Origin of the sequence: Mesorhizobium sp. M0983, from assembly GCF_040318975.1 — a bacterium.
Lineage (GTDB): Bacteria > Pseudomonadota > Alphaproteobacteria > Rhizobiales > Rhizobiaceae > Mesorhizobium.
The window spans coordinates 15,331-26,831 of record NZ_JAMYNH010000019.1; the positions used below are offsets into that span (position 1 = coordinate 15,331).

The following is an 11,501-nucleotide window of genomic DNA, read 5'->3' on the forward strand; positions in this document are numbered from 1 at the left end:
TAGGGGCTTCGGAGCGGATCGAACAGTGTGAATCCGGCGCATTGTGCAGGCGATATTGCAGGCGCACTGCACAGGATAATGGCCTTCCAGGCGTTGCTTGTTTTCGCTATCCGGCGCTAAGGACGCCCGGCTTCGGCCAGTGGAGGGTGAGCGACGATCAAGTCACGGCCCTTTTTGAGGAGATGACTGACATGAAGAAGTTTTTGCTGGTTGCCGTTGGCATCGCGGCACTTGCCGGCTCTGCCTGTTCGAAGGCGCCGGAGTGCACGACCGAGATGCTGACCAAGAAGGCTCAGGACATGACTGCGGCACTTCAGGCTGCTATCACCAAGGATCCGGCCAAGGCAGCCGACCTCACAGCCAAGGTCCAGGCGGTCACAACCAAGTATCAGGGCGGCACGACAGCAGCCGAGGCCTGCAAGGCCTATGACGAGTTGATTGCAGCGATCAAGGGCTGAGCACCCATCTGCATGTCAAGGACGGCGGCGGCGTTTGGTTGCCGCCTTTTCACGCCGAAAGCTCAGTTCGGAGTTATGGAGCCGACCTCGACTGCATCGATCCGCTTCAACTTCATACCGATGACCGGGACCAGCTGCTGGTCGACCCGCACGGCAACGGTCACCGTCATCGAATTGTCGTCGGGGACAAGCGCCTGCATCACGCCGCGCAACTGATTACGATTAATGGTGAAAACCACCTTGTGCGCATCGACGACATTGCCGCCGATAATGTCGAGGCCGGAGCCGGCGGCCCCGCCCATGAAGCTGCCCTTGTAGCCCTGCCGGCCCATGTGTTCGATCGTTGCCGACATCTGCTGGGTGAACATACCGACCCGGCAGCCGCCGTCGAGCGACATGCCGACCTTGCCGTCAGGCGTCGAGCCAATGAAGCTGCAGGTGAATTTCGTGCCCTTGTATTTGCCGGCAACGATTTCTCCGGGGCCGACCCATTTGCCCTCGACCGATCGAAAGAACTGCTTGTCCGGTTCCGCCGCCGAAGCCTTTCCGGCAATGCCGATGGTTGCGACAAGGGCGAGCGCCACGTGCAGCACGTTGGACAAAATAACGCTTTTCATCGACGACACCCGGCAACAAAGAGACTGGTTTGGACGCTTCCGACCATGAACAAGATTGGTTAATGCTTTGTCACCCCAAGGCGGTAGTCACGTCTCGGAAGCGGATGTTTCTTTTTCTTTCTTTGCCGCAAAGGAGGTCAGCGCGGAAAGGAAATCGCCCAATCCTGGACGCCTGACGGCGTTAAAGGGCAGGGGCCTTGCCGTTTCCATCGCTGCAATGCCGATGCGCGCCGTCATCATGCCGTTGACGACGCCTTCGCCGAGCTTGGCCGAGAGCCGAGCCGCAAGGCCATGGCCGACGATCTGCTGGACGAAACTGTCGCCGACGGCGATCGACCCAGTGACCGCGAGATGGGCGAGAACGCTGCGCGCCAGGCGAAAAAAGCCTAGCGTGCCGGGGCGGCCGCCATAGAGCTCCGACAGACGGCGAATCAGCCGGCCGGCTTCGAACACGACATAAGCGACGTCGACCAGCGCGCGCGGACTGACCGCGGTCACCAGGGACACGCGCTTCGCCGCTTCGAGGATCATCATCTTGGCGCGGGCATCGAGCGGGCCGAGGATCTCGGTCTCGGCCAGCCGCACCAGATTGCCGCCATCGATGATCTCGCCGCGCAATTCGGCCAGCGAGCGCCTGCCGGCCGCGGTTTCGGGCTTGGCCGCGACAAATGCCGACAACTCGTCGACCACGGCGCGGGCGGCCTTCGGATCATCGCGGGCAATCGCATCGAGCGCCCGCTTCTGCAACTTTTCGACCTCGGCGAGGCGAGCAATCGCCACGAATTCGCGGATAAGGATGACTACAAGCGCCAGGATGGCGATCAATGCCATTCCGGCCGCCAGCCAGCCCAGCCACTCGGCGCGCTCGAACAGGTCGCGAATCAGCTGGTCGGTCCAGAGGCCAAGGGCGAGCGAAACCAGAACGCCCAGCGCGCCGAAGAACAGGCAGCCAAGCAGCGAACGTTTTCGCGGCGCAATCGCCGGCGGCGGTTCGGCAGCGACGACATCAGGCTCGTCGAAGACGTCGATCTCCGCCGGTGTGACCACGGCAAGATCCGCCTTCACGTTACGCGGCTTTCGCGCCGGCGCGGCCTCGGCCCCGGAATGGCGAGCCGTCGGATCTACCTTCGGCTGGGGCTCCGGCTCGATGCGAAAGGCCGCCGGTCTGCGGGGCGCGCTCATGCGAGATGATCTCCGATCAGGAACTGCACCGCGCGGTCGAGCCTGATATGCGGCAGCGACAGCGTCACGCCCTCGGCCGTGCGCTCGAGTTTCGGCGGGCGAAAGCGCACGAAGCGGATCGCCGGGTCGTCATCGTTCTGCTGGTGCTTCGATTCGAAACCATCGAACACCGCATCAACTTTCTCCGGCAAATCACCGGGAAATATGGCTGTTTCGGTCTTTCCGTCAAAGGTTTCGCCATTGATTTTTTCGCCACGCAATGGCGTGCCGATAATGACCGGCAAAGTCTCACGGCCCTGCTTGACCGTGCCTTCCCGAGTCGCGCGCATGGCCGCCATGGCGACGACGTCGACGTCGGCACCAGTGAAATTCGCCCGCGCCACGGCGCGGTCGGCAAGCCGCCGCACGATCGCCTGCAGCCGGTCGTGGCTTTCGTGGTGCAGATGGTCGGCCTTGGTCGCGGCCACCAATATGCGGTCGATGCGTCTTGAAAACAGGTCGGTCAGGAAGTTGCCCCGGCCGGGCCGGAAACAGGACAGGATTTCGGTGACCGCGCGTTCCAGATCGGCCATAGCACCGGGGCCGGCGTTCAATGCCTGTAAGGCGTCGATGAGCACGATCTGCCGGTCGAGGCGCGTGATGTGTTCGCGAAAGAACGGTTTGACGACATACGTCTTGTAAGCCTCGTAGCGCCGCTCCATCATCGCCTGCAGCGATCCGGAGCGGGCGCGCCCGAGGCCGAGTTTCGGCAGCGGCGCAAAGGTCAGCGCCGGCGATCCTTCAAGATCGCCGGGCATCAGGAAGCGGCCGGGCGGTAGGGTCGAAAGCGCCCGCTCGTCAAGCTTGCAGGCCTTGAGGTAGGCGGCGAAGCTCTCGGCGAGACGGCGCGCCGTCATCTCGTCGGCGTCGTCGTTGGGGTCGACGGAGGCAGAGAGCGCCTGCCATTCCCGCGAAAGATCGACACGCACCGGCAACACGGCCATCTCGAAGGCCTCACGCGAAAAATCGGCGTAGGACTTGCCGAGCAGCGGCAGGTCGAGCAGCCATTCGCCGGGATAATCGACGACGTCGACGGACAATTTGCCGGCGGAAAACATGCGGCTCCAACCGGAGGCCGATTCGTATTCGATGGTGAGCCTCAGTTCGGAAATCGCACGCGTCGAGTCCGGCCAGACACGGTCGTCGACAAGAGCCGCGATGTGATCCTCGTACTGGAAGCGTGGTACGGCGTCGTCCGGCTGCTCTTCGAGAAAGGCCCTGGCGATGCGCCCCGATTTTTGTGCCTCAAACAGCGGCAAGCGTCCGCCATGGACCAGATTGTGCACAAGGGCCGAGATGAACACCGTCTTGCCGGCGCGGGACAGCCCGGTCACGCCAAGACGCAGCGACGGAGCGAAAAGCCCGGCAGCGCGGCCTGACAACGTATCCAAGGCGATCTTCGCCTCGTCGGTGAAAGTCGTCAGCGATGATGCCAAAATCTGTTCTCGCGGGGCCGGTCAGCCACCGATATAGGCTTTGAGGCGCGGCTTTGAAATGGCCTCAGATATCGGCAGGCGTCAGGAAGGCTTCGAGATAGCCGGCGCCAGGCGCAGCCTCCGCAAGACTGCCGTTGAACCGGACCACCGCAAGTGCGGAGGTCGGGAAGCCGTGGTTCAGCATGGCCCGCGCGGTCTCGTTGCCGTCGCCTGAGAGCGCCATGGCGAGATCCTCAATCATCGGATTGTGGCCAATGACGAGCAGGGCGTCCAGCCCGCCATTCTGCCGGACGGCAGCGAGGTACGCGGCGGCATCGTCGTTGTAGAGCGCGTCAAAGAACAGCACCCGGCCCGTGTCCGTATGGCCAGCTAAGCTTTCCAGCGTCTGGCGGGCACGCCTGGCGCTTGAGCACAGGGTGAGGCCCGGTACGTATTTGCGAGAACGCATCAGCACGCCCATCGCTTCGGCATCGGCGAAGCCAGATGTATAGAGCGGGCGGTCGAAGTCGGCGACGCCGGGCAGCGCCCAGCCGGCCTTCGCATGCCTCAGCAGGTAAAGTCTGGTCACCGGATCCCCGTTGTGCCGGGCACCGAACCCGTCAATACGCCGCAGGATTTGCCATCAGAAGAGCTCCGTGCGCAATGGCAAGCGTCCTTCAAGCATAGCGAATCATGTATGAATTCGGTCGTATTCTTCGCAAAAAGGGCATCGCGGATGCCGTTTGTCCGGGACTAACAATTGCGTGAAACAGTCGTCGATTGACCTTGTGCAGTTTTCGGTCCGCGAATATATAGGCGCCAAATTTGGGGTTTGTTGGGTGAGTCGAATGAACGACATCGTTACCGCCGATTACGTACCCTCCGAAGACGAGCCGTTCATGAACGAGCGGCAGAAATCCTACTTTCGCCTGAAGCTCGTCACCTGGAAGAACGACATCTTGCGCGAAGCGCGCGAAACTCTCGAAATCCTGCAGCAGGAAAACGCCAACCATCCCGATCTCGCCGATCGGGCTTCCTCAGAAACCGACCGCGCCATCGAACTTCGCGCCCGCGATCGCCAGCGAAAACTCATCTCGAAGATCGATTCCGCCCTCCAGCGCCTTGACGAAGGCACCTACGGCTATTGCGAGGAAACAGGCGAGCCGATCGCGCTGAAGCGGCTCGACGCGCGCCCGATCGCGACCTTGTCGATCGAGGCACAGGAGCGCCATGAGCGGCGCGAGAAGGTGTACCGCGACGACTGAGTCGGCGGGAAAAACAGAGCGGCATCGGTAAAGCGTTCAAAATGGCCGGTTTTCCGGCCATTTTCATTGGCCGTTCGCTATCAGCCTATCTTTTCTGATTGGACAACTCGCCGAGGAGCTTCGTCATCTCGTCGTCGAGAGAGGGCGATGCCTTCGCCACCGGCTTGCTCGGCGTTTGGCTGAAGCGTGGCTCGTCGAGGGAAACCTCCAGCTCCTTCATCAGCGCATCGTCGATCGACTCGTGCTGTGCCGGCGGCTCGTATCTTGCCGGGGAGTCCTGTCTTGTCGGCGGCGGCGCATGCCGTGAAGCATTGGCGTTGACGGATCCATAATTTGGCAACGGTGTGACGTTCGATGGCGGTTTCGGCGCCGGTGCCGGCATTGTTGCCGGCATTGTCGCCGTCTGGCGGGCTCGGACAGGGGTTGCGGCTACGCTTGCCGCCTGCGGCGGCGCTTGCCTCACCGGCGCGGCTGTGGTCTGAGCCGATCTTGCTGCCGGCTGGTGGCTGTTATCTCCGGTCAATGCCGGGCGGCGCAGCGCCGAGAGCCTGATGTCGCGCTCGACGACGACGTCGGTCGGACCACCGATCAAGAGCAGGTGCTCGATATCGTCGCGGCGCACCAGCACCAGCCGCCGGTGACTGTCGACCGCTGTGGCATCCATGACCGCCAGCCGCGTCTTGCGGTTCCTGCCGCCGGCGACGAATGTTCCGAAGGTCAGGCTGCGGACCAGCCTGATGATAAGAAGAATGATGAGCAGAAGGACAAGTACTGCAAACGTCCACAGGATTGCCGCGGCATAACCAGGACCCGCCACGCCATCCAGCCATTGCAGCATTGGTTCCCCCAAAATCAGCTTTCGAAGAGACGCGACACTAGACTGTTGCGGCAGGCCACCGCAAGTTGCCTTTCACGCTTCGTGAACAGCTTGAAACACCGGGAGCGGAACGGCGTCTTTTTAGCGGACATTTGCCGCCGGGCCTTTTCCCGACCCTGAGAATATGATTCAACCGACACCGGAATTCACGAGCAGGGGGAACATGGCCAAGGAAGCGCGCGGCGATTTCTATCCGGTACCTATCGTCGACCAGAACACGCGACCGGGCGCGGTCACCCGGCTCATCGTCTTCATCGTCGTCCTGACGGGGGCAGCGATCGTCTTCGGCCTTTTCCGCGAGCGACTTGGCGACCCATTCCTGCTCGGCATGCTTGGCGTGTTGGCGATGATCGGCGTCGGCTTTCTGTTCGCCACTGCGATCGGCTTCGTGCACGTCACGCCGCGCTCGACAAGCGACGAACTGTCGAAAGCTTTCGTCGATTCGATGTCGCAAGGCCTCCTGGTCACCGATACCAAAGGCCGGATCATCTACGCCAACCGGACCTATGCCGACATGACTGGCGCCGAGTCGGCCGCCGACCTCAAGACGGTCGAAGGTTTGCTTTCAGACGTTCCCGAGGCCTCAGTGACCATATACCGGCTGGCGTCAGGCCTGCGCGACGGCCAGGCGGGCGACGGCGAGTTTCGGCTCGCGCAGTCCATTCGGCCAGGCGCCGAATCGGGCGCGCGCTGGTACCGCGTCCGGGCCCGCGCGTTCAGCGTTCCAGGCCAGCGGCTGCCCATGCTTGCTTGGCAGCTTGCTGATATCTCGCGGGAACGGGCCGAGCAGGAGCGGTTCTTTCTCGACCTGCAAAAGGCCATCGATCACCTCGACCACGCGCCGGCCGGTTTCTTTTCGGCCGACCAGGAAGGCCGCGTCACCTATATCAACGCGACCCTTGCGGAGTGGCTGGGCATCGACCTGGCCAGCTTCACCCCCGGCGCCATCACGCTGCCGGAGATCGTCGCCGGCGACGGCATGGCGCTGGTCCGTTCGGTCAAGGCCGACGCGGGTACCACGCGCAATGCCGTTATCGATCTCGATCTGACGACGATGACCGGGGAGGCGTTGCCGGTGCGCTTCATGCATCGTGTTTCGGCCAGCCGAGAGGGGCTCAACGGCCCGACTCGCACCATCGTGCTCAACCGGACGCAAGGCGAGGACGCTTCGGCCGACCTTCGCGCCTCGGAAATACGCTTCACGCGATTCTTCAACTCGACGCCGATGGCGATTGCCGGCGTCGACCATGCCGGTCGCATCCTGCGCACCAATGCGCCGTTCCTGTCGCTATTTTCCTCGGTCGTCGACCGCGACGCGGTCGATCGGCGTGTGCGGCTGGATACGGTGATCCACGAGCGCGACCGGCCGGCCTTCGCCGCGGCGTTCGAAAAGGCACGCCAGCAACAGGCTGATATCGAGCCGATCGATACGGTGCTGCCCGGCAATGAGGAACGACACATACGCTTCTACGTCAATGCGGTCGCAGACGGCACCGGCGGCGAGGGCGCCGAGGAATCGGCCATCGTCTATGCCGTCGAGACCACCGAGCAAAAGGCCCTCGAGGGCCAGATGGCGCAGAGCCAGAAGATGCAGGCGGTCGGCCAGCTCGCCGGCGGCATCGCGCATGATTTCAACAATGTGCTGACCGCCATCATCATGGCCTCAGACCTGCTTTTGACCAACCACCGGCCGTCCGATCCGTCGTTCCCGGACATCATGAACATCAAGCAGAATGCCAACCGGGCGGCCTCGCTGGTGCGGCAGTTGCTGGCCTTCTCGCGCAAGCAGACGCTGCGACCGGAGGTGCTCAACCTGACCGACGTGCTCGCCGACCTAAGGATGCTGCTTGCCCGTCTGGTCGGCAACGATATCAAGCTCAAGATCGACCATGGCCGCGACCTGTGGCCGGTCAGGGTCGATATCGGGCAGTTCGAGCAAGTGGTGGTCAATCTGGCGGTCAATGCGCGCGATGCGATGCCGGCCGGCGGCGACCTCACCGTTCGCACCCGCAACGTCAGCGCCGGGGAATGCAAGACCTTTTCCTATCGCGAACTTACTCCGGCCGACTATGTGCTGGTCGAGGTCGAGGACAGCGGCAGCGGTATCGCGCCTGATGTGCTGAAAAAGATCTTTGAGCCCTTCTTCACGACAAAGGAGGTTGGCAAGGGAACGGGCCTCGGCCTGTCCATGGTCTATGGCATCATCAAGCAGACAGGCGGCTTCATCTTCTGCGATTCCGAAGTCGGCAAGGGATCCCTGTTCCGCATCTTCCTGCCGCGGCACATTGCGGAGGCAAGGAAGGCGGGCGAGGCTGGAGAAGTGCCGGCCGCACCTGCCAAGATCGCCGACTCAGCCAAGGATCTGTCGGGCTCGGCCACGGTGCTGCTGGTCGAGGACGAGGACGCCGTACGCATGGGCGGCATGCGTGCACTAAAGTCGCGCGGCTACACCGTCCACGAGGCGTCGTCGGGCGTCGAGGCGCTTGAAGTCTACGAAGCGCTCGGCGGCAAGGTCGACATCGTGGTCTCAGACGTGGTGATGCCGGAAATGGACGGCCCGACGCTGCTTGGCGAATTGCGCAAGCGGCAGCCCGACATCAAGTTCATCTTCGTGTCCGGATATGCGGAAGACGCATTCGCCAAGAACTTGCCGGCCGACGCACATTTCGGCTTTTTGCCCAAGCCGTTTTCGCTCAAGCAATTGGCCACGATCGTCAAGGACATGCTGGAATCCTGACCCTTCCAATGCTCCGCTTGCGCAATGCCGTGAGACTGCCATGATTGCAGGCGAAACGGGCGACGGGTTTTGGAAAGCATGCCGTGACGCCACACAACGAGGCCAGCAAGGGCGACTACGCAAGCACGGTGCTGCTGCCGGGCGATCCGCAGCGCGCAGAATGGATGGCGCAGACTTTTCTGGAGGCGCCGCGCTGCGTCAACCGCCGCCGCGGCGCGCTTGGTTTTACCGGCCTGTTTCGCGGCAAGCCTATCAGCATCCAGTCCACCGGCATCGGCGTCCCGTCATTCCTGGTCTACGTGCACGAGCTGCTGGATTTCTATGGTGCGAAAACACTGATCCGCACCGGCACCTGCGGCGGGCTGACCGCCGAGCTGGCGCTGCGCAGTCTGGTGATCGCGCAATCGGTGCGCGGTGAAAGCTCAGAAAGCGTTCAGAGTTTCGGGCTCTATCGTGCCAACGCCAGCCCCGATCCGGCATTGTTGGCCCAGGCGTTGACCCGGGCCGCCGAACTCGGCATCGACCAGCGGGCCGGCCTGACCATCTGCAGCGATATTTTTTATCATCCGCAGGGGCGTGAGCGCTTTGCCGAAGCGCAGGCACAGGGCGCGCTCGCCGTGGACATGGAAACCAGCGCGCTCTACCGCATCGCGGCCGATTTTGGTGCCCGGGCACTGTCGATCCTGACCGTCGTCGACAATGTGGCAACCGGCGAGCAGACCGACTATGCAGAACGCCAGGGGCTTTTCACCAATATGACCCGGCTGGCGCTCGACGTGGCGGCGGAGAGCTAGGCGGCTCTCTGCCTTCCGGTGCTAATTCTCACGAGGTTGCGCATATTTTTTTCAACGTTTGGTGCAGGTCGAGGCGGTAAAGGCACCGTCCGGCTGCTTCATGATGATGTCGAAGGAGGGGGTGGTTCCGCTTTCCAGCGTCGCTTGCGTAAGCGAGATCGAGTTGCCGCCGCTGGTGTAGCCGCCCAGCGGACCCAGCCAAGTGATCACCCCGTCTGCATCCATCTGGTAGTTATAACTCTGCCGCGCGGTGCCGAAGCTCACCGGACCGCTATAGACGTTTCCCTTGATGGTGATGTCGCCGAGGCTGAGGAACATGCCAAGCAGATAGACTTCGCAATGATAGGGGCCGTCCGGCAGCTTGCCGTCGCTGAAGCCGGCGCGCGCTACAGTCGTCGTCGCCAGCAGAAGCATGGTGATGAAAATGCAAGACGTTCGGAAGGCCATGGCGTCGCTCGTTTAAGGGTTCGAACTTGCCCCATTTCGCTGCGGCGCTGCAATCCTCGCCAGTGCTCTTGTGATGCTGCTCAAAATTCGGGCATTGGCCCGTACATGAGTAAAACTTAGGCTGATACGGGTGATCTTTTCTCAGTTCGAACCTGGGAGGCGAGGTTCATCTCCTGCGCCTAATACATTAACCGACTGACAGAGCTGGGAAATCTCAGATCTTCCGATCTTGCTCCGGCAATTGGCACAGCCGTTGCATGGTCTGTTCCGATGCAGTAACCAGCTTGGGAGTTTAAAAGCATGAGGGGCAGTTTCTCGACAATAACAAAAATGTTTTCGGCCGGCGTGGTCACCGCCGGCCTGCTGATGAGCATTCCCGCCAAGGCGGCCGACGACACCATCAAGGTCGGCATCCTCCATTCGCTGTCGGGAACCATGGCGATCTCGGAGACGACGCTAAAGGACGCCATGCTGATGCTCATCGAAGAGCAGAATGCCAAGGGTGGCCTGCTCGGCAAGAAGCTCGAGGCGGTGGTCGTCGATCCGGCTTCCAACTGGCCGCTGTTCGCAGAAAAAGCGCGCGAGCTGATCTCGAAGGACAAGGTCGCGGCGGTGTTCGGCTGCTGGACCTCGGTGTCGCGCAAATCGGTGCTGCCGGTGTTCAGCGAACTCGACAACATCCTGTTCTACCCGGTTCAATATGAGGGCGAGGAGAGCGAGCGCAACGTGTTCTACACCGGTGCGGCGCCGAACCAGCAAGCCATTCCCGCGGTCGACTATCTGATGAGCGAGGATGGCGGTTCGGTGAAGCGCTGGGTGCTCGAAGGCACCGACTATGTCTATCCGCGCACCACCAACAAAATTCTTGAAGCCTATCTGAAGGCGAAGGGCGTTGCTGCCGAAGACATCATGGTCAACTATACGCCGTTCGGCTTCTCCGACTGGCAGACCGAAGTCTCGGCAATCAAGAAGTTCGGCTCGGCTGGCAAGAAGACCGCTGTCGTCTCGACCGTCAACGGCGACGCCAACGTGCCGTTCTACAAGGAACTCGGCAATCAGGGCATCAAGGCCGAGGATATTCCGGTCATGGCCTTCTCGGTTGGTGAGGAAGAGCTTGCCGGTCTCGACACCGCGCCGCTCGTCGGCCATCTCGCCGCCTGGAATTATTTCGAGAGCGTCGACACGCCCGAGAACGCGAAGTTCATCGCCGATTGGCACAAATTCATCAAGAACGACAAGCGCACCACCAACGACCCAATGGAAGCCCACTATATCGGCTTCAACATGTGGGTGAAGGCGGTAGAGAAGGCCGGTACCACCGATCCGGACAAGGTCATCGACGCCATGGTCGGTGTCTCGGTGCCGAACCTGACCGGCGGTTATTCGACCATGATGCCGAACCATCATATCACCAAGCCGGTGCTGATCGGCGAAATCCAGGCCGACGGCCAGTTCGAAACCGTCTCGCAGACGCCGGGCCTGGTGATGGGCGACGAGTGGTCCGACTACCTGCCTGATTCCAAGGACCTGATCTCCGATTGGCGCGCGCCTCTATCCTGCGGCAACTTCAACGTTGCCACCGGCAAATGCGGCGGCAAGGGAACCAACTAATCCTCCCGGTCTGTCCTCCCAGACCGCAAAGCCTCCGGGCGGGCTCCTTCTCCAGCCTG

11 protein-coding genes are annotated in these 11,501 nt (G+C 62.0%); 5 read left to right on the forward strand and 6 right to left on the reverse strand.

All coding sequences use genetic code 11. The features are described 5' to 3' along the window. Positions 1–191: 191 nt before the first annotated feature. Positions 192–458, forward strand: a complete 267-nt coding sequence (locus NKH71_RS26015) for a hypothetical protein (RefSeq protein WP_023717821.1) — start codon at positions 192–194, stop codon at positions 456–458. 62 nt (positions 459–520) lie between these two features. Here NKH71_RS26015 and NKH71_RS26020 read toward each other — a convergent pair whose 3' ends face one another. The 4 genes from NKH71_RS26020 to NKH71_RS26035 form a co-directional block, all read right to left on the reverse strand. Further along, positions 521–1,075, reverse strand: a complete 555-nt coding sequence (locus tag NKH71_RS26020; RefSeq protein WP_023717820.1) for a hypothetical protein — start codon at positions 1,073–1,075, stop codon at positions 521–523. 87 nt (positions 1,076–1,162) lie between these two features. Then, positions 1,163–2,257 carry a YcjF family protein gene (locus NKH71_RS26025; protein ID WP_023717819.1) on the reverse strand — a complete coding sequence of 365 codons (1,095 nt, stop codon included), beginning with the start codon at positions 2,255–2,257 and terminating at the stop codon, positions 1,163–1,165. Continuing rightward, positions 2,254–3,732 (reverse strand): YcjX family GTP-binding protein, encoded by a 1,479-nt coding sequence (locus tag NKH71_RS26030; protein ID WP_023717818.1) that lies wholly within the window; start codon positions 3,730–3,732, stop codon positions 2,254–2,256. The genes NKH71_RS26025 and NKH71_RS26030 overlap by 4 nt, the downstream gene beginning before the upstream one ends. 64 nt (positions 3,733–3,796) lie before the next feature. Further along, on the reverse strand, positions 3,797–4,300 hold the full coding sequence (locus tag NKH71_RS26035; protein ID WP_023717817.1) for a SixA phosphatase family protein: 504 nt from the start codon (positions 4,298–4,300) through the stop codon (positions 3,797–3,799). Positions 4,301–4,559: 259 nt separating this feature from the next. Here NKH71_RS26035 and dksA point away from each other — a divergent pair, with 259 nt between their 5' ends. Further along, a complete protein-coding gene (dksA, locus tag NKH71_RS26040) occupies positions 4,560–4,976 on the forward strand; it encodes an RNA polymerase-binding protein DksA (RefSeq protein ID WP_023717816.1) in 417 nt (138 codons plus the stop codon). An 85-nt stretch (positions 4,977–5,061) separates the two neighbouring features. Here dksA and NKH71_RS26045 read toward each other — a convergent pair whose 3' ends face one another. After that, a complete protein-coding gene (locus NKH71_RS26045) occupies positions 5,062–5,814 on the reverse strand; it encodes a flagellar biosynthetic protein FliO (protein ID WP_031193614.1) in 753 nt (250 codons plus the stop codon). A gap of 202 nt (positions 5,815–6,016) precedes the next feature. On the opposite strand from NKH71_RS26045, the gene cckA reads away from it, so the two are divergent. Continuing rightward, a complete protein-coding gene (gene cckA, locus NKH71_RS26050; protein ID WP_352494572.1) occupies positions 6,017–8,590 on the forward strand; it encodes a cell cycle histidine kinase CckA in 2,574 nt (857 codons plus the stop codon). An 83-nt stretch (positions 8,591–8,673) separates the two neighbouring features. Beyond that, positions 8,674–9,384 carry a purine-nucleoside phosphorylase gene (locus tag NKH71_RS26055; protein ID WP_023717814.1) on the forward strand — a complete coding sequence of 237 codons (711 nt, stop codon included), beginning with the start codon at positions 8,674–8,676 and terminating at the stop codon, positions 9,382–9,384. Positions 9,385–9,435: 51 nt separating this feature from the next. Here the strand turns inward: NKH71_RS26055 and NKH71_RS26060 are convergent, their stop codons facing one another. Continuing rightward, a complete protein-coding gene (locus NKH71_RS26060; protein WP_352482241.1) occupies positions 9,436–9,831 on the reverse strand; it encodes a hypothetical protein in 396 nt (131 codons plus the stop codon). 300 nt (positions 9,832–10,131) lie between these two features. Here NKH71_RS26060 and urtA point away from each other — a divergent pair, with 300 nt between their 5' ends. After that, positions 10,132–11,442, forward strand: a complete 1,311-nt coding sequence (urtA, locus tag NKH71_RS26065) for an urea ABC transporter substrate-binding protein (RefSeq protein WP_352448748.1) — start codon at positions 10,132–10,134, stop codon at positions 11,440–11,442. Positions 11,443–11,501: the final 59 nt, after the last annotated feature.

Coding starts and splice junctions, on each gene's coding strand:
- NKH71_RS26015 (WP_023717821.1), top strand. CDS start 192: ATGAAGAAGTTTTTGCTGGTTGCCGTTGGCATCGCGGCACTTGCCGGC.
- NKH71_RS26020 (WP_023717820.1), bottom strand. CDS start 1,075: ATGAAAAGCGTTATTTTGTCCAACGTGCTGCACGTGGCGCTCGCCCTT.
- NKH71_RS26025 (WP_023717819.1), bottom strand. CDS start 2,257: ATGAGCGCGCCCCGCAGACCGGCGGCCTTTCGCATCGAGCCGGAGCCC.
- dksA (WP_023717816.1), top strand. CDS start 4,560: ATGAACGACATCGTTACCGCCGATTACGTACCCTCCGAAGACGAGCCG.
- NKH71_RS26045 (WP_031193614.1), bottom strand. CDS start 5,814: ATGCTGCAATGGCTGGATGGCGTGGCGGGTCCTGGTTATGCCGCGGCA.
- cckA (WP_352494572.1), top strand. CDS start 6,017: ATGGCCAAGGAAGCGCGCGGCGATTTCTATCCGGTACCTATCGTCGAC.
- NKH71_RS26060 (WP_352482241.1), bottom strand. CDS start 9,831: ATGGCCTTCCGAACGTCTTGCATTTTCATCACCATGCTTCTGCTGGCG.
- urtA (WP_352448748.1), top strand. CDS start 10,132: ATGAGGGGCAGTTTCTCGACAATAACAAAAATGTTTTCGGCCGGCGTG.